Source organism: Bifidobacterium sp. W8112 (genome assembly GCF_016101425.1).
GTDB lineage: Bacteria > Actinomycetota > Actinomycetes > Actinomycetales > Bifidobacteriaceae > Bombiscardovia > Bombiscardovia apousia.
In genome coordinates, this window is sequence record NZ_JACFQN010000001.1 from 561,943 (window position 1) to 585,471 (window position 23,529).

At 61.9% G+C, this 23,529-nt stretch carries 22 protein-coding genes and 1 tRNA gene; 6 read left to right on the top strand and 17 right to left on the bottom strand.

Translation table 11 applies throughout. The features are described from left to right. Nucleotides 1-56 precede the first annotated feature (56 nt). Nucleotides 57-707, bottom strand: a complete 651-nt coding sequence (locus tag H3T92_RS02320) for a hypothetical protein (protein ID WP_198189333.1) — start codon at nt 705-707, stop codon at nt 57-59. A 90-nt stretch (nt 708-797) separates the two neighbouring features. On the opposite strand from H3T92_RS02320, the gene radA reads away from it, so the two are divergent. The 4 genes from radA (at nt 798) to H3T92_RS02340 (ending at nt 4,838) form a co-directional block, all read left to right on the top strand. After that, nucleotides 798-2,204, top strand: coding sequence for a DNA repair protein RadA (gene radA, locus H3T92_RS02325; RefSeq protein ID WP_198189334.1), 1,407 nt, complete (start codon nt 798-800; stop codon nt 2,202-2,204). Nucleotides 2,205-2,327: 123 nt separating this feature from the next. Beyond that, nucleotides 2,328-3,191, top strand: a complete 864-nt coding sequence (locus H3T92_RS02330; RefSeq protein ID WP_198189335.1) for an ABC transporter substrate-binding protein — start codon at nt 2,328-2,330, stop codon at nt 3,189-3,191. A gap of 25 nt (nt 3,192-3,216) precedes the next feature. Beyond that, nucleotides 3,217-4,074 carry an amino acid ABC transporter permease gene (locus H3T92_RS02335; RefSeq protein WP_198189336.1) on the top strand — a complete coding sequence of 286 codons (858 nt, stop codon included), beginning with the start codon at nt 3,217-3,219 and terminating at the stop codon, nt 4,072-4,074. Further along, entirely contained in the window at nt 4,071-4,838 is a 768-nt protein-coding gene (locus H3T92_RS02340) for an amino acid ABC transporter ATP-binding protein (protein WP_198189337.1), read from the top strand. The genes H3T92_RS02335 and H3T92_RS02340 overlap by 4 nt, the downstream gene beginning before the upstream one ends. A gap of 21 nt (nt 4,839-4,859) precedes the next feature. Here the strand turns inward: H3T92_RS02340 and ribF are convergent, their stop codons facing one another. The 5 genes from ribF to nusA all read right to left on the bottom strand — a co-directional run bounded on the left by ribF (nt 4,860) and on the right by nusA (nt 11,801). After that, nucleotides 4,860-5,993, bottom strand: coding sequence for a bifunctional riboflavin kinase/FMN adenylyltransferase (ribF, locus tag H3T92_RS02345; RefSeq protein ID WP_198189338.1), 1,134 nt, complete (start codon nt 5,991-5,993; stop codon nt 4,860-4,862). Between the two features lie 119 nt (nt 5,994-6,112). After that, nucleotides 6,113-7,171, bottom strand: a complete 1,059-nt coding sequence (gene truB, locus H3T92_RS02350; protein ID WP_232341828.1) for a tRNA pseudouridine(55) synthase TruB — start codon at nt 7,169-7,171, stop codon at nt 6,113-6,115. After that, nucleotides 7,155-7,658, bottom strand: coding sequence for a 30S ribosome-binding factor RbfA (gene rbfA, locus H3T92_RS02355; RefSeq protein ID WP_198189423.1), 504 nt, complete (start codon nt 7,656-7,658; stop codon nt 7,155-7,157). The genes truB and rbfA overlap by 17 nt, the downstream gene beginning before the upstream one ends. A 129-nt stretch (nt 7,659-7,787) precedes the next feature. Further along, nucleotides 7,788-10,559, bottom strand: a complete 2,772-nt coding sequence (gene infB / locus H3T92_RS02360) for a translation initiation factor IF-2 (protein ID WP_101432767.1) — start codon at nt 10,557-10,559, stop codon at nt 7,788-7,790. Between the two features lie 183 nt (nt 10,560-10,742). Next, a complete protein-coding gene (gene nusA, locus H3T92_RS02365) occupies nt 10,743-11,801 on the bottom strand; it encodes a transcription termination factor NusA (protein WP_101432768.1) in 1,059 nt (352 codons plus the stop codon). 140 nt (nt 11,802-11,941) lie between these two features. Here nusA and H3T92_RS02370 point away from each other — a divergent pair, with 140 nt between their 5' ends. After that, on the top strand, nt 11,942-12,754 hold the full coding sequence (locus tag H3T92_RS02370; protein ID WP_198189339.1) for a hypothetical protein: 813 nt from the start codon (nt 11,942-11,944) through the stop codon (nt 12,752-12,754). A 432-nt stretch (nt 12,755-13,186) separates the two neighbouring features. On the opposite strand, the gene yicI is transcribed toward H3T92_RS02370, so the two are convergent. From yicI to H3T92_RS02425, 11 genes are all read right to left on the bottom strand, one after another. Then, nucleotides 13,187-15,607: an alpha-xylosidase gene (gene yicI, locus H3T92_RS02375; RefSeq protein WP_198189340.1), complete on the bottom strand. Its 2,421-nt coding sequence runs from the start codon at nt 15,605-15,607 to the stop codon at nt 13,187-13,189. A gap of 1 nt (nt 15,608) precedes the next feature. Further along, entirely contained in the window at nt 15,609-16,532 is a 924-nt protein-coding gene (locus tag H3T92_RS02380; RefSeq protein ID WP_144085057.1) for a LacI family DNA-binding transcriptional regulator, read from the bottom strand. A 111-nt stretch (nt 16,533-16,643) separates the two neighbouring features. Beyond that, nucleotides 16,644-16,729 (bottom strand) — tRNA-Ser (locus H3T92_RS02385). A 108-nt stretch (nt 16,730-16,837) separates the two neighbouring features. Further along, nucleotides 16,838-17,800 (bottom strand): tRNA pseudouridine synthase A, encoded by a 963-nt coding sequence (locus tag H3T92_RS02390; RefSeq protein WP_144085056.1) that lies wholly within the window; start codon nt 17,798-17,800, stop codon nt 16,838-16,840. A gap of 78 nt (nt 17,801-17,878) precedes the next feature. Further along, nucleotides 17,879-18,523: a 50S ribosomal protein L17 gene (gene rplQ / locus H3T92_RS02395; protein WP_144085055.1), complete on the bottom strand. Its 645-nt coding sequence runs from the start codon at nt 18,521-18,523 to the stop codon at nt 17,879-17,881. A gap of 128 nt (nt 18,524-18,651) precedes the next feature. After that, nucleotides 18,652-19,647: a DNA-directed RNA polymerase subunit alpha gene (locus H3T92_RS02400; protein ID WP_015022327.1), complete on the bottom strand. Its 996-nt coding sequence runs from the start codon at nt 19,645-19,647 to the stop codon at nt 18,652-18,654. 75 nt (nt 19,648-19,722) lie between these two features. Continuing rightward, nucleotides 19,723-20,121, bottom strand: coding sequence for a 30S ribosomal protein S11 (rpsK, locus tag H3T92_RS02405; RefSeq protein ID WP_015022328.1), 399 nt, complete (start codon nt 20,119-20,121; stop codon nt 19,723-19,725). An 80-nt stretch (nt 20,122-20,201) separates the two neighbouring features. Further along, on the bottom strand, nt 20,202-20,579 hold the full coding sequence (rpsM, locus tag H3T92_RS02410; RefSeq protein WP_015022329.1) for a 30S ribosomal protein S13: 378 nt from the start codon (nt 20,577-20,579) through the stop codon (nt 20,202-20,204). Nucleotides 20,580-20,711: 132 nt separating this feature from the next. Continuing rightward, entirely contained in the window at nt 20,712-20,825 is a 114-nt protein-coding gene (gene rpmJ, locus H3T92_RS02415) for a 50S ribosomal protein L36 (RefSeq protein WP_015022330.1), read from the bottom strand. Nucleotides 20,826-20,850: 25 nt separating this feature from the next. Continuing rightward, on the bottom strand, nt 20,851-21,069 hold the full coding sequence (infA, locus tag H3T92_RS02420; protein WP_015022331.1) for a translation initiation factor IF-1: 219 nt from the start codon (nt 21,067-21,069) through the stop codon (nt 20,851-20,853). 184 nt (nt 21,070-21,253) lie between these two features. Further along, entirely contained in the window at nt 21,254-21,715 is a 462-nt protein-coding gene (locus H3T92_RS02425; protein WP_144085054.1) for an Hsp20/alpha crystallin family protein, read from the bottom strand. Nucleotides 21,716-22,099: 384 nt separating this feature from the next. On the opposite strand from H3T92_RS02425, the gene gdhA reads away from it, so the two are divergent. Beyond that, nucleotides 22,100-23,446, top strand: a complete 1,347-nt coding sequence (gene gdhA, locus H3T92_RS02430; RefSeq protein WP_144085053.1) for an NADP-specific glutamate dehydrogenase — start codon at nt 22,100-22,102, stop codon at nt 23,444-23,446. The last annotated feature ends 83 nt before the right edge of the window (nt 23,447-23,529 follow it).

The following is a 23,529-nucleotide window of genomic DNA, read 5'->3' on the forward strand; positions in this document are numbered from 1 at the left end:
ATCCTTAGTTACCTGGAAGTGTCCAACTTGCTTATCGTACACCGCTTGGGGGACGATCAGAGCGGAAAGGCCTTGTAGAAAGCCTCCAGCGCTGTCCGCTGACCCTGGGCACGGAAGACCACCGTGTCGTTCTGCCAGATGACCAGCGCCTTGTGCTCGTCGTCACCATCCGCCTTCTCCAGGTAGGATCCGGTGACCGTGCCGCCGCTGCGAACCTTGCCAGAGGCCAGCTCCTTGCCGGACATGCCTGTGGACTGGCTGTCGTAGAGGGCCTTGGCATCCTCGCTCCTGGACCACTGGGCCAGGTGGAGGGTCACATCCCCGCCCGATCTGCCAGTGGAGTAAACCAGGCTGTACTCCTCTATAGGCGTACGGGTGCTCCACTCGCTGTCGGAATCAGCCTTGACTCGAGCGAAGCCGCCCACAGTGTCAGGCATGGCCTTGAGCAGCTCCGAGGCCGAATCCGGCAGGGGCGCCGCCGTAGCCTTTGGACTGGCCTGGGAGGGACGGGAAGAAGCGGAGGACTGAGCCTGTGCGTCTGGTTGTTGGCTGCGCACCGCCCAGTGCGGCCATACGAAAGCCGACAGGAGCACCAGAACCACTACCGCAGCCAAGGCGATGACCAAGCCTATACGTCGACGGCGTTGCCGGGCATGCGCAGAGGAATCGGGCGAAGAGGACAGGGGTGCAGAAGGATTGTCAGCCATGTCTCCATTCTCTCATGGGCAGGGTGTCGGCACTGCGAAGATGGCGTGAAAGCCCGGGTCCTCGTCCCTGAATCCCGATAGCGTGCAGGTATGGCCAAGACGACGACGCAATACGTGTGCACGGAGTGCGGATGGACCGGCGGCAAGTGGTTCGGACGCTGCCCGGAATGCGGCCAGTGGGGAACCATCGAGGAGTTCCACGAAGCCCGCGTGGGCGCAGGAGGGGGCTTGTCCTCCTCAGGAGGCAGCCATACGGCGCCTACACCTCCAAAGACCGGCCTGGCCCGGCCCATCACCAAGGTGGGCACGGACCAGGTCAGGCGCATCCCCACGGGATTCGAGGAGTTCGACCGGGTCCTGGGCGGGGGCATCGTACCCGGATCGGTCATCCTCCTTGCCGGCGAGCCGGGCATAGGCAAGTCCACTCTCCTGCTGGAGACCGCCGGCCGCGTAGCCGACCGGGACGGCCAGGGAGGCAAGGTGCTCTACCTGTCGGGTGAGGAGTCCCAGGCCCAGGTACGGATGCGGGCTAGTCGGGTGGGGGCCCTCAAGGACTCGCTGCTCCTGGCTTCCACAACCGACCTGGCCACAGTGCTGGGGCTGATCGAGCGTGAGAAGCCGGCACTGGCCATTGTGGACTCCGCCCAGACCATCGTCTCCAACCAGGTCGACGGCATTTCCGGAGGCTCCACACAGGTGCGTGAGGTGGCCATCAGCCTGATCGACATGGCCAAGTCGCACGACATCCCCATCCTCCTGGTCGGCCACGTGACCAAGGACGGCTCCATAGCCGGGCCGCGGACCCTGGAGCATCTGGTCGATGTGGTCTGCCAGTTCGAGGGCGACTCCCAGACCGCCCTGCGCCTGCTGAGGGCCGTCAAGAACCGGTTCGGCCCCACCGACGAGGTGGGCTGCTTCGACATGAGCGAGCAGGGCATCGAGGAGGTCAGCGATCCCACCGGGCTCTTCCTGTCCACAGCCGGGCAGAAGGTGGAGGGCACCTGTGTGACCTTCACCCTGGACGGCCACCGCAGCCTGCCCATCGAAATCCAGGCACTGGTCACCTCCTCGGTTCTGCCCACGCCCAGACGCAACACCAACGGGATCGATGCCAACCGCCTGGCCATGCTGGCTGCGGTGCTCTACCGTCACGGCCGGGTCAATCTGCTGACAAGGGATCTGTATGTGTCCACCATCGCCGGCGGGCTGGCCAAGGAACCCGGATGCGACCTGGCCATCGTGGCCGCCCTGGCCAGTGCAGCCAAGTCCCGGCCCATCCAGCGCACGACCTGTGCCATGGGCGAGATTTCGCTGACCGGACAGGTCAGGCCTGTGCCTCAACTCAACCACCGGCTCCAAGAGGCCGCTCGTCTGGGATTTAGGCGAGCGCTGGTCCCGCCCGACCGGCATTCAGGAGGCCGCAAGCCCATCCAGGGACTGGAAGTGATCGAGGTCACCTATCTGGCCGAGGCCCTGGAGGCTCTGGGACTGGTCTGAACCAGTGGCCGCTGGTCCCCTATCGCACCCTATGGCGCTCACCTGCCGACTCGTTAACCTGCCGGACTAGGATGGAGTCGCCGGAAGACCAACACCCATCACCATCGCGAGGAGCAGATCAGCATGACCATCTTCACCAGGAAAACCATACGCAGGCTGACGGCGGCCGCACTCACGACAGTCACCCTCATGGCCGGCGCGGCCTGTGGCTCCTCATCAAACGACAGCGGGCAGTCAACAGCCAAGCAGGACACCAGCCAGCAGACCATCCATCCCGGCACCCTGACCATTGCCACTGGAGACCCGGCTTATGCCCCCTACGTGGTGGGCAACAAGCCCGAATCCGGCAAGGGCTACGAGGCGGCCGTGGCCTATGCAGTAGCGGAGAAAATGGGCTTCGACAAGGCGCACGTCACTTGGACCAGGACCACCTTTGATGCCGCCATCGCCCCGGGAAGCAAGGACTACGATCTGAACATCCAGCAGTTCTCCATCACCTCGGAGCGCCGACAGGCTGTGGACTTCACGCCCAGCTATTACAACTCCACCCAGTCGCTGGTGGTCAGAAAAAACTCTCCATACGCTTCAGCCACCTCCCTTGCCCAGATCAAGGACGCCAAGATAGGAGCCATGGTCGGCTCCACCTCCTACGAGATGGCCCACAAGCTGGTCAAGCCTGACATCGACACCTTCAACGACGACGTGGCTTCGTCCCAGGCCTTGGATGCCAATCAGATCGACGCGCTGGTCGTGGACACCCCGTCAGCCGTGACCATGGTCGATTCCGGGCAGGTCAAGAACGCCAAAATCCTCGGGCAGATCAAGGGCTCTCAGGACCCGGAGGGCATGGGCATAGTCCTGCCCAAGGGCTCCAAGCTGACCCCTGCCGCTTCCAAGGCTGTCACGGCCCTGAAGAAGGATGGAACCTTGGACAAGCTGCAGAAGCAGTGGCTGCACGTCTACACCTCCCTGCCTACCCTGGGCTGAGAGAAGAAAGGAAACCTTGTCGTTCATGGCCCCCTCGGCACAGGACGCGGTCAGCGATATCCAACGGGAACGGGAACGCTACGGCCGTCGACAGAATCTGCGTTCCGTGGCGATCAGCATCGCCAGCACGCTTGTACTGGCCCTGCTGATTGCCCTGGGGCTGCACGCCTCACCTGGCTGGCCCCGAGTCAAGCAGTCGTTTTTCTCCGGCACCTACTTCGCCCAAGCCTTCCCCAAGGTCCTCCAGGGGCTCTGGCTCAATCTGGAGGTGCTCTTCTTCGCAGTCATCGGCGTAGCCCTGCTGGGCACCCTGCTGGCCATGATCCGCACCAGCCGGAACCCGCTGCTCTTTCCCCTGCGGGTGCTGGCCCAGGTCTATACCACGATCATGAGGGGCATCCCTATGATTGTGGTCCTCTACCTGATCGGCTTCGGCATCCCCGGACTGGCCATCTTCAATCGGATTCCGGCAGCCCTGCTGGGCACCGTGGCGATCATCCTCTCCTATTCGGCCTATATCGCCGAGGTGCTGAGGGCCGGCTTCCAGGACGTCGGCCCCTCCCAGAGGGCGTCGGCCCGCTCACTGGGCCTGACCTCGGGGCAAACCATGCGTCTGGTCGTCATTCCCCAGGCCCTGCGCAAGGTGGCGCCGGCTCTGATGAACGACTTCATCTCCATGCAGAAGGACGTGGGGCTGATTTCGGTTCTGGGAGCTGTCGACGCGGTCCGGGCGGCCCAGATCATCGTGGCCACCTCCTACAACTTCACCCCCTATGTGGTGGCCTCAGTGCTCTTCATCGCCACTTCGGTCCCCTTCATTCTTCTCAACGACTGGTATTCCAACCGGTTGCGCAAGCGCGAACAGAGCGGAGGCATGGTATGAGCGAACAGGCATGCGCCAATCAGGACCAACCGGTGCTCCGTCTGGAGGATGTACGCAAGACCTACCCTGGGGGCAACCAGGTCCTGCGCGGCATCTCCATGACCATCATGCCCCATGAGACCGTGGCCCTGCTGGGCCCATCCGGCTCGGGCAAGTCCACCCTGATGAAATGCATCAACCTGCTGGAGACCGTCAACGACGGCAGGATCTGGCTGGGCGGCACCGACATCACCGATCCGCGGATCAACCAGGATGCCTGCCGAGCCAGAATCGGCGTGGTCTTCCAGCAGTTCAACCTCTTCCCCCACATGAACGTCCTGAAAAACGTGACTCTGGGGGCCATCAAGGTTCATGGCATGCCCAAGGACCAGGCCAGGGAGCGGGCCCTGGAACTGCTGGACCGCATCGGCATGAGGAAGAAGGCCGGAGCATACCCCGACCAGCTCTCCGGCGGTCAACAGCAACGGGTGGCCATCGCCCGAGCGCTGATGACCGACCCGGAACTGCTCTTGCTGGATGAGATCACCTCAGCCCTGGATCCCATGCTGGTGGGCGAGGTCCTGGCCATGGTCTCGGAGCTGACCGCTGGTGGCACCACCATCCTCATGGCCACCCACGAAATGAGTTTCGCCCATCATGCCGCCAACCGGGTGGTTCTGCTGCTGGACGGTGTCATCGCCGAGAACGGGACGCCGCAAGAGGTCATGGACGAGTCCGAGAATCCGCGCACCAGGGAGTTCTTCAGCCACTTCCGAGGGCTGTGAGTTCCCAGGTTCCTGCAGTCTTCAGTTGGCGGTAAACGCTCTTTCTGCCGCCTTGGTCAGCTCCAGGGTGCGATCGGCGTCCAAGGCCAGCTGTCGTTTGAGGGGCTCCTCGCCCGCATACCGATGCTGACCGCGCAGGCTGCTGAGAAACTCCACGCGAACTCGGTGGCCGTACAGATCCACCCAATCCGGCCGCACGGCGTTGGCCTCCAGGACTTGTGGCATATGCTCACCCGGGGCCAGGAAGGTCTCCTTGGTGCCGATGGAGATAGCGGCAGGCATCCGCCAAGGCGAGCCCTGAGCCAGCCGACCCTCACGGCCCTCCGGCGTGGCCATGGGATCCATGGGCAGCCCCAGGTCAACCAGCCAGCCCGCATAGACCCCATCCGCGGGCATCATCCCCTGGCTGTCGGACGCAAGATTGGCAGTCGGAAATCCCAAGCGGCGTCCCCGCTGCTCCCCATGGATCACTGTGCCTTGAACCATGTGAGGCCGACCCAGAATATCCAGGGCCGTATCCACGTCACCGTCCTGGATCAGTTGCCGAAGGTGGGTACTGCTCCAAGCCCTGACCTGATGTCGCTCCAGGCCGTCAGCGTCAGGCAGCGTGCAGTCGCCGGGGCCCTGGTCATCCACGACTTCCAGGTTGAACAGTCCGGTGTCTGCTAGGGCGCCGATGGCTCCGATGTCGCCGCTTCGCCCTGCGCCCATTCGCGCATCGCGGCCCAAGACCAGGGTTCGCATGGCCAGTCGTTCGGTAAGCTGCTTGAGGAAGAACCGATAGGATTTGGCCGCAAAGGCCAGTGTGTATCGCACCACCACAACCTGATCCAGCCCCAGCTGGGCCATGAGCCGCAGGCGCTCCTCCATCGGCATGATCTGATCAGGATCGTGGCGAATCAGATCCGAGGGCGGTTCAACCATGTCATGGCTGTCGGCGTAGCTGTGGACCAGTTTGGGACTGGGGTCGAAGACCAGGGCCATGGGCCGATTCTGGCCCTTGGCCGCGAGCTCGACCACCCGGCGCAGGAGGGCCTGATGACCCCGATGCATGCCATCGAAGACACCGATGGTGACCACACTGGACCGGGCCCCCAAGGTTCCCGGCCAACTGACAATGCCCGACTCATCCGAACTGACCTGGCTGACCTTCATCCGCTTCCCATCACTTAGTCATGGCGGCCCCCGAACCCGGGCGCCGAAAATTCCTTAAGCACTGTATGCCCACCGTCGCACCCTGGCAAGACCCTGGGGCTCAACCCGAACCTGCACACTCAGGCCTCCGGATGGAAAACCACATCCGGTTTGGCCCCGCCTCGTGTACTGGGCACTAGGATAGCAGCCAGACGCTGTCTGCTCTCAGTTCCGGCCAGGGCGGCCGTGGGCCCGGCGACAGGCAGATCCAAGAATCCTCCGTTGGCCACTCTGGCAGCCTGGTCGGCATCCAGGTTCAGAGCGGGCATGGTCATGCGTGCTGCCTGCGCCAGGTCAAGCGAGCCATCCAAAATCGCCTGCCGGTCGCGGTCCAGGACCATACGACTGCGGACAACCGTCTCACCTTGTCGGTTCCGGTAGGTGTGAGGAACCACATGACCGCCCACAACCGTAGATGCCAGGCTGGGATTCTCCAAGTCAAAGGGGCCCACGCGAATCCGTCTTAAGGCAGTCAAGTGGCCGCCCAGATTCAGCTGCTCGCCCAGATCGCGAGCCAGGGCCCGGATGTAGGTGCCGCTGGAGCAGGTCACCTCCACATCCGCATCGACCGCCCTGGTGCCCTGGCCGGGCAGATCCACAGGGCGAAAGTCGAGCAGACGGAAGGATGCAATCCGTATGCGTCTGGGTTCCAGCTTGACCTCCTGGCCTGTGCGAGCCAGGTCATAGGCCCGCCTGCCCTTGACCTTGATGGCGGAGAAGGCATCGGGCACCTGGTCGATCCAGCCGGTGAAGCAGCGATCAATCAGATCCTGCAGACCCTGGGCTGTCAGCTCGTCCACCCTCTGCGCAGCTCCAGGACGCACCGGCAGCAGATTCCCGTCCGCATCGTCCGTGGTGGTGGCCAGCCCCAGGCGCATGGTGGCCCGGTAGGTTTTGTCATGGCCGACGATGACCGTCAGCAGCCGCGTGGCCTGTCCGAATCCAATGACCAGCAGACCTGTGGCCATGGGATCCAGGGTCCCGGCATGGCCCACGCGGCGCATGCCGAGGCTGGACCGGACGGCTGCCACCACGTCATGGCTGGTCACACCGCTCGGCTTGTCAACAAGGATGATGCCCGAGGTCGGTTCAGCGGTGCCGGACTCCATACCATCTGACGACTCAGCGGTTGGCTTCATTCGCATCCTCTGCAGCATGCTCATTAGGGGCAGAGCCCGAACCATCGTCCTCTTCCTCGTCCTCATGCCGGTATGGGTCGGGGTCGCCAGCATAGCTGGCATTGACCCGGGCCTTGGCCATGGCCTCGTCCCGGTGACGGGCTGCAGTCAGCACATCCTCAATCTCGGTCGCCTCGGCAGGCACCTCATCGTAGATGAAGCGCAGCGTAGGCGTCAGCCGCAGACCGGCACGGGCGCCGACCAGGGTGCGCAGCCTGCCGGAGGCCTGCCGCAGGGCTTGCTGGGCACGCTTGCGTTCCCCGGCCTCATGACCGGACCGACCCAGCTGGGTCCAGTAGATCTTGGCTATCTGCAGGTCGTTGGTGACCCGAACCTCAGTGACAGTGACCCCTGCCAGGCGCTTGTCGTGCATCTGGGACTCCAGCGCAGAAGCCACGACCCGTTGTATCAGGGCCGCTATGCGTACAGCGCGGGGATTTCCAGCCATCATGATTCCTTTCTCGAAGCGTCTATGACTCATCGTCGCATTCATGGACATCCGCCCCGGCCAGGGAGTACCCAGACCGGGGCGGATCGCCACAGATCCTCCGACATGTGGTCGGATGGTCGACAGGCTCTACTTGCGTTCCACTTCCTGCATCTCGTAGGTCTCGATGATGTCGCCCACCTCGATGTCGTTGAAGGAGCCCAGGTTGATGCCAGCCTCGTAACCTTCAGACACCTCGTTGACGTCGTCCTTGAACCGGCGCAGGGAGGATATCTCCAGGTCGTTGATGGTGACCACCCCGTTGCGGGCGATGCGCGCCTTGGTGCCCCGCTTGACGGTGCCGTCCTGGACCATGACACCCGCGATGTTGCCGAACTTGGAGGAACGGAAGATCTCGCGGATCTCGGAGTGGGAGGTGGTGACCTCCTCGTACTCCGGCTTGAGCATGCCCTTGAGCGCAGCCTCGATGTCCTCGATGGCGTTGTAGATGACCGAGTAGTACTTGATCTCCACACCCTCGCGGTCGGCCAGATCCTGGACCTGCCGGTTGGGCCGGACGTTGAAGCCGATGATAACGGCCTTGTCGACCGTGGCCAGGTTGACGTCGTTCTGGGTAATGGCGCCCACGCCCCGGTGGATGACCTGGATCCCGACCTCGTCGGAGACCTCGATCTTCATCAGGGAGTCTTCCAGTGCCTCGACCGAGCCGGAGGAATCGCCCTTGATGACGATGTTGAGCATGTCGACCTCGGACTTGGCGAACTGCTCCTTCAGGCTCTCCAAGGAGACTACCTTGCGGCGCTTGGCCAGCTGAGCGGCACGGGCCGAAGCCTCGCGCTTCTCGGCGATCTGTCGAGCGGTGCGATCGTCAGGCGCAACCAGGAAGAGGTCGCCAGCGGTGGGCACCGAGGTAAGACCCAGCACCTGTACGGGGGTAGACGGGCCAGCGGCATCCATCTGCCGACCGTTCTCGTCCAGCATGGCGCGCACACGGCCATAGGCCGATCCGGCCACAATGGCATCGCCCACATGCAGGGTTCCCTGCTGGACCAGCACAGTGGCCACAGCTCCGCGACCCTTGTCCAAGCGGGCCTCGATCGTGGCGCCGCGAGCGTCCATGTCGGGGTTGGCCCGAAGGTCAAGATCGGCGTCGGCAGTCAGCAGGACGGCCTCCAGGAGCTTGTCCACGTTGGTGCCCAGCTTGGCGGAGATGTCGACGAACATGGTGTCGCCGCCATACTCTTCGGATACCAGGCCGAACTCGGTCAGCTGACCGCGCACCTTCTGAGGATTGGCTCCCTCGACGTCGATCTTGTTGACAGCCACCACGATGGGCACATGGGCGGCCTGGGCGTGGTTGATGGCCTCCACGGTCTGCGGCATGACGCCGTCGTCCGCGGCCACCACCAGGACAGCCACATCCGTCAGCTCGGCACCACGGGCACGCATGGCCGTAAAGGCCTCGTGACCAGGGGTGTCCAGGAAGGTGATCTTGCGATCCTCCCCGTCCAGGGTGACCGTGGCCTGGTAGGCTCCGATGCGCTGGGTGATGCCGCCAGCCTCCTGGGTGGTCGTGTTGGTCTTGCGGATGGTGTCCAGCAACCGGGTCTTGCCGTGGTCGACATGGCCCATGACCGTAACCACCGGAGGCCTGGGCTGCAGGTTCTTGTCATCCTGGTCCTCGCGTTCTTCGTCCAGGTTGATGTCGAACTGCTGAAGGAGCTCCTTGTCCTCCTCCTCGGCGGAGACGATGCGAATCTTCCATCCGATCTCGTCGCCCAGGATTTGGAAGGTGGCCTCATCCAGGGACTGGGTGGCTGTGGCCATCTCGCCCAGGTGGAAGAGCACCGTGACCAGGGCAGCGGGGTTGACGTTGATCTTGTCAGCCAGGTCGGCCAGGGTGGCGCCCTGGCGCAGCTTGACGGTACGTCCATTGCCAGCGGGGATGCGCACGCCGCCGATGACGGGTGCCTTCATCTCCTGGAATTCATGCCTCTTGGCCATCCGGTTCTTGCGGGCCTTGGAGGACTTGCCTCCTTGGCGACCGAAGGCTCCGGCAGCGCCGCCGCGACCACGACCGCCGCGACCTGAACCGCCGCGGAAGCCGCCTGAGGGTGCCGACGAAGCGCCGCCGAAACGGCTGCCGCCCTGATGCGTCTGCTGGCCGGGGCGGCTATGGCCCCACTGTCCTGGACGGGCGCCCTGCCCGGAACGACCGCCACGGCCGTTGCGGAATCCGCCCCGGCCCCTGCGGGAGTCGTTGACGGTGGGCCTGGCCATGGGGTGTGGCCTGGGGATGTCTGAAGGCATGGGGGCCTTCATCCCCTGCTTGCGGCTGAAGGGATTGTTGCCTGGACGAGGCGTGGATGATCCCGGCCGTGCGCCATGACGCGCTGCCGCAGCGTTGGATCCGCCAGGGCGGCCGTTGTTGTGCGACCCCTGGGGGCCGGGCCTGCCCATGGCTGAGGGCTTGGGCCCACGGGACTGGTTGCGCTGCTCGTGCTCATTGTGGTTGCCTTGGGGGGCACCGGGCTTGGGGAAGTGGCCACCGGGACGCTGCTGACCCCGTGGCGCGTCGCCGCCGGCCGAGGGCCGATGGCCCTGTCCGGGCTTGGGCCCAGGCGTCGAATGTTGCTGGGTGCCGCCGGACTGCGAGCGGCTGCGTTGCCCCTGGCCGCTTCCATGATTAGGGCTGCCGGGGCGTGCATTTCGTGCAGCGGCCTGGCCAGCGTCGCCCTGTCCCTTCTGAGGGAAAGCGTTCTTGAGTCGACGAACCACGGGGGCCTCGACAGTGGAGGATGCGGACTTGACGAACTCGCCCATGTCCTTCAATTTCGCCAGAACAGTCTTGCTGTCTACGCCAAATTCCTTGGCCAGCTCATACACGCGTGCTTTGGGCACTTACTTTCTCCTTACCGGACCGCGCATATGACCGGCGCGATCACTCTTTGATGACGGCGAACATATCCTGTCTCATCGTGCGACCATGATCGTGTTACCTCGTCTCTGTGCCGGGGCCGACGGCATGAACCACCGGACTCGGGATACCGGATCCAGCATACTCGCGTCGTCGGATGTTTGCTCTCAGGCGTCTTCACCGGCAGCCGAAGCCGATTGTGCCTGCAACTCACGCAATTTTTGCTGGTGAGCCTCCTCGGACTCGATGCCGATCTTCCACCCGGTCAGCTTGGCGGCCAGACGGGCGTTCTGGCCCTCTTTGCCGATGGCCAGGGAGAGCTGGGCGTCCTTGATAAAGGCAATGGCTGTGCGGTTGGACTCGCTGACGATCTGCACCTGGCGAACCACGGCCGGGGACAGGGCCGCCGCCACAAACTCGGCAGGATCCTTGGACCAGTCCACAATGTCGATCTTCTCAGGTCCCAGATTCTCCATGACGGCACGCACGCGCGCGCCGCCCGGACCGATCAGCGCACCCTTGGGATTGACCCCCTTGGTGTTGGCTCGGACTGCGATCTTGGTTCTGGCCCCGGCCTCACGAGCAATGGCCATGATGGAGACTGCGCCGGAGACCAGCTCAGGCACCTCCCGCTCAAAGAGGCGGCGAACTAGCTCCGGGTGGGAACGTGACACGATGATTTCCGGCCCCTTAAGCCCGCGGGAGACATTGACCACGTAAACGCGGATCCGCTGGCCGTGCCGGTAATGTTCTCCAGGCACCTGCTCGCGGCGGGGCAGAATGGCCTCGACATTGTCCACGGCCACATGCACATTGCCGGGATCGCTGGCATCCTGCTGCACGACTCCAGTGATCAGATGGCCTTTCTGGCCCGAGAAAGCTCCGAAGACACGCTCGTCATCTGCCTGACGGAAAAGCTGGCGGATGACCTGGCGGGCCGTGGAGGCTGCCAGCCGATCGAAGTCCTTCGGTGTGTCGTCGTATTCCTCACCCAGATCATAGCCCGGCTCAGGCTCTTCTGGCGTGGGTTCGCGAGCAATCTCGTCCTGTGCCCAAATGGTGAAAGTCCCCGCACGCTCGTCCAGCTCCACCCGTGCGTGCTTGGCTGCGTGAGGCGACTTCTGGTAGGCCAGAAGAAGGGCCTCGCTCAGTGCTTGATCCAAGGTCTCGGCATCAATCCCTTGTTCGTGTGCCAGCTGATGAATTTCAGCCAGGTCCAGTTCCATGTCAAGACCTCCTATGAAGTTATTCAGACTGTGCTTCTTTTAGTCTGCAATGCCTACTATTCTAGCCTTTCATGCAGACACAGCCGGTTCCTGAATACCACGGGTGGGCGAGTCGTCGGCCGGCGATCCTGGCACGACGGATGCGAGCCGGCATCGGTGCACTGCTGCTGGCCGCCATCATCTCAGGATGCGCACCCTCAGCGGTGCATGTCAGTCAGCACGATCCCGACAATCTCCGCCCCACCGCCTGCGAGCAGGCATGGACGCGAGCACGGCAGTCGGAACGGGTTCAGCAGGATCAGGCAGACAGCCGCGCCCAGGCCTGGGTCCAAGCGGCTCGCGAGTGCCCTGCTCGTCTGGACGAAGCCACAGTGCATGCAGCCCAGGCTTTGACGGCCTCCCAGGGCGGACAGGCCAATCGCCAAACAGCTGCCTTGAGGCTGGTCCAGGCTGCACAGCAGTTGGATCCACTGGCCAAGGCACTGCCAGTCGAATTGGCCGATCAGGCCATCACCGGCGAGGACCGTTCCGGATTCGAACTTTCTGTGCTCGCAGCACGCAAGACGGATGCCGCATGGATGCTCACCCTAGCCGATGCACACACTGCGGCCGCGCAGATTCTGGTAGGTCACGCCAAGCACGATCCCCGGCAGGGGGTCTATCCCACCACTGATCTGCTGGCGCACCCCGACGAATGCACCGACCCCGCCAACGGCATACAGACCCCTACCCCTGCCCTGATCGAGATGGATGCGGCACGGACCCTTCTGGCCGTGGGGAGAAAATTGAACGGCCCCTCAGGCTTAACACGAACTGAGGCCAGCCAGAACGCGAAAAGCCGCCAAGAGGCCACATCGGCCCTGGTCGACATGATCGTAGCCCACATATCCATGGCCATGAACCTCGGCTACCCGGCCACATCGTCAGCCCTGCTGCAGGCGCCAAAGCGCTGACGTCCAGGACGGACCCTTCAGCCACAGGCTGCTCTGATCACACTCTCAGATTTCCTCATCCGCATAGACGAGCAAACCCTGCCCATGCGTGCTCAACACCTGATCGATCATGAAGATCAATCGCCGAACACAGCAAATGAACGCTCACTTACTGCAGATTTCACGAAACGTTGCGGGTGGCATTACCGGTTCAGGTGGTGATATTATAGAACGTGTTCCACAGGAGCATTCCCTAGGAACGCGGGGGGTATGAACCCGTGCAATGCAGAAGGCGACCCGGTGCTGACCACCACATCGCCTTCTGCATTGGACGGTCTTTTTATCGGCTCAGCATCAACGCCCGCAGCCACGCCAGACTGCCTGCGGTATTGCGCAAGCATTCGACCCAGTCGGCAAATCCACATCGAGCCGAAAGGGTGCTGCCGTCCTTGTTCAAGCTGCCGACAGAACCAGACGCCCGTTTCGGGAAGCCTTGCCCTCGCCCATTCCCAAGCAACCGGTGAATTCCCGACCGTCCGAGGAAGTGATGGTGACTGCGTTTCCTGAGCGTTCCGCCTGGAAGACCAGGCTGCTGCCATCTTCCTCGGTTACCGTCGCACTGGCTCTTCCATCGTGAGCCAGGAAGACTGAGACCCGGGAATCGGTTCCATAGGCATATTCGGTTGATTCCTGGCCCTGGCGAGTGACCAAAACAGTGCCATCACGCACCCAGAGCGGAACCGTGTCGAAGCCATGCTTTTCATGCATCCACTGGCCGGACTGTCGGCAGTCCACCTGGCGGCCGGTGAACCAATCCGTCCATACCCCCTTGGGCAGGTAGTATTCCACATCACCCGTGTAGGAAAAGACCGGCGCCACCAGAAGCGACGGCCCCAGCATATACTGGCGGTCGCAATCCAGTGCCGTCCTGTCATCAGGGAACTCCATGAACATGGAACGCATGACCGGGACGCCGCGCTCGTGTGCACCAAGTCCGACCTGGTACAGGTAGGGCATCATGGATATCTTCAACCTGGTGAACTTTCGCAGCACACTCACTGCGGTCTGCTCAGGAGGATTGACCACTCCCCTGCGCTCGTCCTCCTCATCGAAGAGCCAGGGTACTCGGTAGACCGTGGAGCCGTGCAGCCTGGAGTGAGAGGAGAGCAGACCGAACGCTATCCAGCGTTTGTAAACGGCAGGGTCAGGTCTTGCTCCTTCGAAACCGCCGATATCGTGGCTCCAGAAACCGAAACCGGAACTTACCAGCGACAGGCCAGCCCGCAAGGTCTGCGCCATGCCGTTGAAGGTGGACTCGCAGTCACCACCCCAGTGAACAGGCTGCTGCTGGCCTCCCACCGTGGCAGATCGGGCATACAGGCAAGCCTGCCCCTTTCCGTACACCTCTTCGATGGCCTTGAAGACGGTCTGATTGTACAGTTGCGTATACCAGTTATGCATGCTCGCCGGATCCGAGCCATCGAACCAGACCACATCGGCAGGGATGCGCTCACCAAAATCGGTCTTGATGGCATCTACTCCTTGCCTGAGGAGATGCTTGACCTGCTCTTTGAACCACTTGCAGGCGTCTGGATTGGTGAAATCCACCAGCCCCATGCCGGCCTGCCAAAGATCGGTCTGCCATATGTCTCCATTGGGCTTGCGAACCAGGTAGCCCTGGTCTGCAGCCTGGTCAAAGAGAACGCTTTCCTGCCCGATATATGGGTTGATCCAGGCGCAAACGTGCAGCCCCTTCTCACGGTGGAGACGTCCCAGGGTCCCCTCGATATCAGGGAAGAAGCGTCGATCCCATTGGAAGTCGGTCCAGTGGAATTCCCTCATCCAATAGCAGTCGTAGTGAAACACACTCAGCGGAATATGCCGTTGAGCCATGCCATCGATCATGGATGTCACGGTCTCCTCGTCATATTTCGTGGTGAAGGATGTGGTCAGCCAGAGCCCATATGACCAGGCGGGGACCTTGGCCGGACGACCCACCAAGGCCGTGTATCGCTCCAGGATCCGTTCAGGATTCGGTCCGGCGATCAGATAGAAGTCCAGAACCTCGCCGGGCACGCTGAACTGGACGGTCTCGGTGTTCTCCGTGGCCACTTCGAAGGAGACATGCCCGCGGTTGTTGACCAGAACACCGTAGCCCTTGCTGGTCATATAGAAGGGAATGTCCTTATAGCCTTGCTCGCTGGCTGTGCCGCCGTCTTCGTTCCAGATGTCTATGCTCTGCCCGTTCTTCAAATATGGGCCGAACCTTTCGCCGAAGCCGTAGACCCTTTCCCCGACTGACAGGCCAAGTTGAATAGCGGTGAAAACCGGAGACTCATCATAGGCCCTGGCCGTGGGCGCTACGCCGAACTCCCCCACTGGTTGCGTACTTACGGCAGCGTCGGGAGCCAAAGCGAACCTCGCCAGAGACTTGCCCCTGGCATGGGTGAGCTCCTTGCCCTCGCAAGCAAAAGCCATGTCGAAGACGGGACCCTTGGTCATGGTCAGGCTCAGGTTGCCCGAAGTCAGAGTCACCGAAGCCCCGTCTTCTCCGACTTCGCCGTCGCCAGCACCCTGGGCGCGAGCCTGGACGAATCCGGAATCCGGATCCTGCTCTTGAACAGGGAAGCCCGGACAGGTTCCGCTACCCTTCCAATGGGTTGCCTGCACCCGGATGATCCCTTCAGCCGGCGAAGTGGCATGGATCCGGAAGGTCGGCAGATTCAGGGTGTCGGCCCTGCCGGTCACGACCCTGGTCGTAGCCAGGACATCGATGCTCCTCCCATCTGGCCCTACCGACAATTCATAGGGAGAACGTGCGTAGAGAGCCTCGACGCCAGGCCGGGTCAGCCAATATCCATTGGTGAACTTCATATTATTTCACAGCTCCTGTAGTAATGCCCTTGGAAAGGGTTCTTTGGAAGATCAGATAGAAGATCAGCGTGGGCACAATGCTGATCAGTGAGGCCGCAGCCGTGGTGGTCACATCCATCAGCCTGTCCCCGGTCAGCGACGCTATGGCAATGGGGACCGTCTGCTTGGAATTGTCAATCAGGAAGGCCATAGGAATCATGTACTCATTCCAGGTCCAGATGAAGAAGAAGACCAGCATGACGCTCAGCGTGGGCTTGGAGATGGGGAAGACAATGTCCTTGAGAATTCTCCACCGGCTGGCCCCATCTATGGTGGCAGCTTCCAGAATGGCCTTGGGGAAGGTTCCGTAGACGCTGGACAGAAGATAGGTGCCGAATGCGCTCTGGATGACCGTGAATATGATGACGATCGACCATTGTGAGTTGTACAAGCCCATAGCATGAAAATCCACGTCAACGGAAAGCACATTGGACGGATCGCTGGCATATCCAATGGAGACATAGGGCACCAAGGAGGTATGTGCCTGGGCTACCCGCGGATCCTCCATGGTCACATCCAAGAGGAGGACACCGTCGATCATGCCACTGTATGACATTCTCAGGAGTTCGTCCGTATCGTCCTCATCCATCAAAAGGACCACGTTGTAGTGGTAGTGTCTGGCCCTGGCAACTACGGCGAAGAAAAAGGTGGCGTAGTTCGAATAGTCGGTATAGGGATGCATTGGCGAGCTCAGCACGATCAGATGGGTTCTGCGGTCCCTTCGGAGCATGGCGGCTCCTGATCCGGGGTGGTAATCCAATTGCTGGACTGCCTTGAGCACCCTGATCTTCGTCGCGTCGCTTACCGGTCGTTTGCCCGAGAATACATAGGAAACAGTGCTTATGGAAACTCCCGCCAGAGCGGCCACGTCTTTGATGCCGACCAAAGGACCTCCTTCAGCAGGAAGGCATGAGCCCCTTTATCGTAATCATGCACATGCCGTCATCAGACAGTATACGAAAAAAGGCCCCGACCGTGGGGCCGGGACCAGTGGGGGCGGTTGAGGCGAGATTCGAACTCGCGGAGGGAGTTGCCCTCACACGCTTTCGAGGCGTGCTCCTTAGACCGCTCGGACACTCAACCATGGTCGTTGCCCGACACTGCCGAACAACAACTTTTCTATTATGCCACAGAGTCCCTACCTGGCAAGCGGCGTGGCGCAGTCACCGATTGCCATGAACAGGCAGAGGATCATAATGTACGGCGGGCTCTGATAGCCTGCGCCCGTTCAGCCAGCTGGCCATCAGGCGGGTAGGCCACATGCTCCAGGGTCAGGCCCCGAGCATCTATGGGACCGGTGGAACCTTCGCGCAGGGGGCGGGCTACCTTGTCGACGAACCATGGCACTGACCGGCGTCCCAGGCCCACCTGAATGCAGGCTGCTACCAGTGAGCGAACCATATTGTGGGCAAATGCGTCAGCCACGATCCGAAAGACGGTCAGCCCGGATTCCATGAAAGTCGGAAGGTACCCGACAACACTCTGGTCCGGAGCCGCACCGAACAGATTCACGGCCGGAACCAGATCCCAGTGTGCGGCCAGGACCTTGCGGATGGTCGTGCCGCCAGGGTTTGGCCTGGCGAAGGATCCGAAGTCATGCAAGCCGATACACGCTCTTGCAGCCTCGTTCATAGCTTGCAGATCCAGGCTTCCCTCCAGGTCCAGCACATAGCCCCGCATGCGGGGATCCCCTGGCTGACCCCCCTGGCTGACCCGATACAGGTAGGTGCGTTCCATAGCAGAGAAGCGGGCATCAAAGCCCCTAGGGGCCAATCCGAGACCGAGCAGAACGATGTCAGCAGGCAGCAGGTGCCTCAGACGGCGTTCCAGGGCCACAACACCGTCTGCCTCCATATGGCCCCTGCAGGACTCGAGCACACCATCGGGAATGTCCAGGTGCGCCACCTGATGAGACGCATGGACCCCGGTGTCGGTCCTGCCAGCCACGACCAGTCTTGGTTCCCAGACGTCGTGGTTATGGGGAACGCCGCCTTGTGAGCTGCGGGCTCCAGTGATCAGAGACAGAGCCTGCTCAATGCAACCTTGGACCGTACGAAGCCCTGGCTGCCGGGCCCAGCCATGGAAGCCGCCACCGTCATAGGCCAGATCCATGCGCAGCCTGACAAGGGACATCTTCCCTTCCTGACCTTCCATCAAGACCTCCCTGGCAGCGATGACAAACGGGGCCGGAGAGCCATGCTCCCCGACCCCGTCATCGAATGCAATAGCCGATTACTCGGCAGTCTTCTCGGCATCCTCAGCCACGTCGGCATCTTCCTCAGCCTGGGCTTCGGCCTGATCCGCCTTGTCAGCGGTCTGTTCCAGATCCTCGGCGGCCTGGTCGGCCTGGGACACGTCCTGATCGGACTCGTTGGCCTCGACGGCCTGGTCGACAGCGTCCTTGGCAGCGCCTTCGGCGACGGCGGCGTCAGTGGCCGCAGCCACCTCGGCATTGTCGTCCTTGGCGGCCACCTTGGCTGCGGACTCAGCCTCCTTGACGACGGCCTTCTTGGCCGACAGGGGCTCGGTGACCAGCTCGATCACGGCCTGGGGGGAGTTGTCTCCACGGCGAGGCGCGATCTTGGTGATGCGGGTGTAGCCGCCCTCGCGCTGCTGCATCTGCTCGGCGATCTGCGTGAACAGGATGTGGACCACAGACTTGTCGCGGATGACGCGCATGACGCGGCGACGGGCAGGCAGATCCCCACGCTTGGCGAAGGTGATCAGCCGCTCAGCCAGCGGACGCAGGCGCTTGGCCTTGGGCAGAGTGGTCGTGATACGGCCGTTGGCAAAGAGGCTGGTGGCCATGTTGGCCAGCATCAGCCGCTCGTGCGCCGGGCTGGAGGCCAGACGTGGGCCCTTGCTAGGTTTTGGCATTGGATTATCTCCTTACGGCCCGGGAGGACAGGTGGGCATACGCCCGAACATCCGACTTCCCGGAATTGCTGTCAGCAGGCGACGGAACCCTTCCCCTCGCCCGCTCATACGAAGGCTGCGATCCTTCTTCACTCGTCGTCAGGCGAGAAGAAGGTGCCTCCCTCGAGATTATTGGTGTCGAAGCCCAGCGGGGAGGCCTTCAGCGACAGCCCCATGCCCTCAAGCTTCTCCTTGACCTCGTCGATGGACTTCATGCCGAAGTTGCGGATGTCCAGCAGATCCTGCTCGGTATGCGAGACCAGTTCGCCGATGGTATGGATTCCCTCGCGCTTGAGGCAGTTGTAGGAACGCTGCGTCAGGTTCAGGTCCTCAATCGGCACGGACATCTGCGGATCGGCCTCTTCCACCACCGGCTCGGGTCCGACTTCCACGCCCTCAGCCTGAGTGTTGAGCTCGCGGCAGAGGCCGAAGAGCTCGACCAGGGTCGACCCTGCGGATGCCACCGCGTCGCGCGGCGAGATGGCAGGCTTGGTCTCCACATCCAGGATCAGCTTGTCGAAATCCGTGCGCTGCTCGACGCGGGTGGCCTCGACCTTGTAGCTGACCTTGAGCACGGGAGAGTAGATGGAATCGACCGGGATGCGGCCAATCTCATCGTTGTCCTGCTTGTTGAGCTGGGCCTGGACGTATCCACGCCCACGCTCCACCGTAAACTCAATCTCCAGCTCGCCATCCTCGGCCAAGGTCGCGATATGCAGATCAGGATTGGCCACGGTGACACCGGCCGGCGGGGTAATGTCCCCGGCGGTGGCCTCGCCCTTGCCGCTCTTGCGCAAATACATGACCACAGGCTCGTCGTACTCGCTGGTCAGCACGATGCCCTTGATGTTGAGCAGGATCTCGGTGACGTCCTCCTCCACACCAGGCAGCGTGGTGAACTCGTGCAGGGCACCCGAGATGCGAACCGAGGTCACAGCCGCTCCCGGTATGGAGCTCAGCAGGGTACGACGCAGGGAGTTGCCCAGGGTGTACCCGAATCCGGGCTCCAGCGGCTCGATGGTGAAACGGGAGCGCTGGGCATTGACGACTTCTTCAGTAAGAGTCGGACGCTGTGCAATAAGCACTGTTGCTATCCTTTCAGCTCCGACCGGTGGTGCACTCACCGGTCTTCGCGGGTGGATTCATGGGTTTTTTAGTGCTCAGACGCGACGGCGCTTGGGAGGACGAACGCCATTGTGTGCCTGTGGGGTCACATCAGAGATGGAACCGACCTCCAGGCCTGCGGACTGCAGGGAGCGGATGGCGGTCTCGCGGCCCGAACCCGGGCCCTTGACGAAGACATCCACCTTCTTGACCCCATGCTCCATGGCCTTGCGGGCTGCGGATTCGGCGGCCATTCCCGCTGCGTAAGGAGTGGACTTGCGGGAGCCCTTGAAGCCTACGTCGCCGCCTGAAGCCCAGGCCACTACAGCACCGGAAGGATCGGTGATGGAGATGATGGTGTTGTTGAATGTTGACTTGATATGCGCCTGCCCGACCGGAACCGACTTGCGATCCCGACGACGAGGCTTGCGCGCGGCCTGCTTTGCTGCTGCCATTGATCCTCGTTTCCTTGTCACGAATAACTGATTGCTCGTGCGAATCCTCGGGGACCCTCATCCCCGCTTCGCATTCGGCCTTACTTGGTCGCCTTCTTCTTTCCGGCGACGGTGCGCTTGGGTCCCTTGCGGGTGCGGGCATTGGTCTTGGTCCGCTGGCCACGCACGGGCAGGCCCCTGCGGTGGCGCTGGCCCTGATAGCAATTGATCTGGATCTTACGGCGAATATCGGCGTCGATCTCACGACGCAGATCACCCTCGATCTTGTAGTTTCCCTCGAGGTAATCACGCAGCGTAATGAGCTGCTCGTCCGTGAGATCCTTGACGCGGGTGTCCGGATTCACTCCGGTCGCGGCAAGTGTTTCCTTGGCGCGAGTACGGCCCACACCGAAGATGTAGGTGAGGGCTATCTCTATGCGCTTCTCGTTGGGGATGTCGACTCCGGCAAGACGTGCCATTGCGATTCCTTTTTGTTCTACGCAGGTCGTGCACCGAGTCTTCCGGTCTCCCGGCCCGGGCCTGCGCACCCGGGGTTCAGCCTGTCGGCTGTGACTCAGCGCCTTTGGTGTTCGTTGCCGCTGGGAATCCGCTCAGCCCTGGCGCTGCTTGTGGCGTGGGTTTTTGCAGATCACCATGACGCGGCCGTGACGACGAATCACGCGGCAGTTCTCGCAGATTCTCTTCACACTAGGGCTGACCTTCATGGTTTTCCTTTGCTTGTGTACCTTGTTACTTGTACCGGTACGTAATCCGTCCGCGGTTCAGATCGTAGGGACTCATTTCGAGCACCACCCGATCCTGGGGCAGAATGCGGATATAGTTCTTGCGCATTTTGCCGGAAATGGTGGCCAGCACCAGGTGCTTGTTCTCGAGCTCGACGCGGAACATCGCATTGGGGAGGGCCTCGACCACACGCCCTTCCACCTCGATCACACCATCTTTTGCCATAAGCCTTCTATCCGATCCTCGGCCGGTTACACAGCGCGCCGAAAGACACGCCAAATGGCAAGTATAGCATTGATGCACCCAAAATTGGGCAATAGCGTGTTGACACGACAAAAGGGCCGTCTGAACGGCTGTCGCTCAATCAGTATAGCAGTCGTTCAGGCGGTCCGATGAGGACCCGAATCCCTCAGTCCTCAATGGCGATGTTCTGCGTGTGGTCAGCCGGCTCGATGCTGGTCTTGGGCAGGGTCACCTCCAGGGTGCCGTTGGCATAGTGGGCATGAATGTCCTCCTGGCGGACCTTGTCGCCCACATAGAAGCTGCGGGAGCAGGACCCGGTGTAACGCTCACGCCGAATCCACCGTCCCTGGTCGTCCTTGTCGCCCTGGTCACTGTTCTTCTGGGCGGAGACAATCAGGTAGCCATCCTCCAGACGCAGACCGATGTCCTTCTTGTCGAAGCCGGGCATGTCGATGGAGAGCTGGTACTGCCCGTCCTGCTCACGCACATCCGTGTTCATCAAGGGGCTGTTCAGCGCGTTCTTGGCGCCCTGACCCTGCCGACGCCCGTCACGCCAGTTGTTGAAGAAGGGATCGTCGAAGAAGTCGCCGAAGATCGAATTGTTCATCAATGCGGGAAACATAGCCATAATCGCATCTCCTGATTCTCAAAGTCAATAGTTTCTGCGGACCGGAACCCCGGGTGGACATCCTGACCTGTCCTCCCGGGCTCCCTGCCCTTCACTTTGTCCAAACCGCAGGCGCCGGGTTCCATGCCCACTGTTCACCCAAGGAATAAAAGTTGAGTCTAGGAGACTCAACTTTCGTCAGCAGTTTTGCTTGCTCGTTCTTGTTCTCTCATTCTTCGGGCCTTGAATGACCACATGCCAGACATTGCGGGCCGGAATTCTTGTGACGTAACTTTGAGACCTTTACCATAGGATAAGATTCCGCCAGCCCCCGCAGGCTCTTGAGGGCGGACCCAATCGCATGTGGACCGGACGGACCGGCCATTCCTAGTCAAAGGAGCTCAGATGCTCACCAACGAATACATCAAGCGCGTATACCAGCAGGTTGAGAAGCGCGACGGCGACCAGCCGGAATTCCTGCAGGCTGTCCGCGAAGTTTTCTCCAGCCTGGAACCCGTGGTGGAGCGGCATCCAGAGTATGAGGCCAACGGCGTGCTGGAACGTCTGGTCGAGCCCGAGCGTGCAGTCAAGTTCCGTGTGGCCTGGACCGATGACCAAGGCCATGTGCAGGTCAACCGCGGCTACCGGATCCAATTCAATTCGGCCATCGGCCCCTACAAGGGCGGCCTTCGCTTCCACCCGACCGTGACCGAGTCGGTCATCAAGTTCCTGGGCTTCGAGCAGATTCTGAAGAATTCGCTGACCGGGCTGCCTATGGGCGGCGCCAAGGGAGGATCCGACTTCGACCCCAAGGGCCGCTCGGATGCCGAGGTCATGCGCTTCTGCCAGGCCTTCATGACTGAGCTGCAGCGCCACATCGGCCAGTTCACCGACGTGCCCGCCGGCGACATCAACGTGGGATCCCGCGAGATCGGCTACCTGTTCGGCCAGTACAAGAGAATGCGCGACGAGTACTCGGGCGTGCTGACCGGCAAGGACCTGACCTTCGGCGGCTCCCTGGCCAGGACCGAGGCCACGGGTTACGGCCTGTGCTACTACACCCAGGAGGCCCTGCAGACGCTGCGCAAGGATTCCTTCCAGGGCAAGACCGTCGTCATCTCCGGTTCGGGCAACGTGGCCATCTTCGCCACCGAAAAGGCCCAGCAACTAGGCGCCAAGGTGGTAACGGCATCCGACTCCAACGGATACGTCTATGATCCCAAGGGGATTGACCTGGATGTCGTCAAGGACATTAAGCTTGGTCACCGCGGCCGAATTCGCGAGTATGCGGACCGTGTGGACTCCGCTGAGTACCACGAGGGCTGCAAGGGCGTCTGGACTGTGCCCTGCGACATCGCCCTGCCCTGCGCCACGCAGAACGAAATCGACGAGGAATCAGCAAAGACCCTGGTCGCCAACGGATGCACCGTGGTATGCGAAGGCGCCAACATGCCCTCCACCCCCGAGGCCATCCAGGTCTACCAGGATAACAAGGTGCTCTACGGACCCGCCAAGGCCGCCAATGCCGGCGGCGTGGCCGTCTCCGGCCTGGAGATGAGCCAGAATTCGCTGCGCCTGCAGTGGACCTTCGACGAAGTGGACCAGCGACTCAAGGACATCATGACTGGAATCTTCCAGAAGTCCTACCAGGCCTCCCAGGAATACGGGCATGAGGGCGACCTGATGCTGGGCGCCAACGTGGCCGGCTTCACCAAGGTGGCCGATGCCATGGTGGCCCAGGGGATCCTCTGAGATCGAACCTGATTCCTGTTCGTATAGGGCCTGACCTGCTGATTTGTGGGTCAGGTCCTTCTTTTAGTGGGCCAACTACCAGC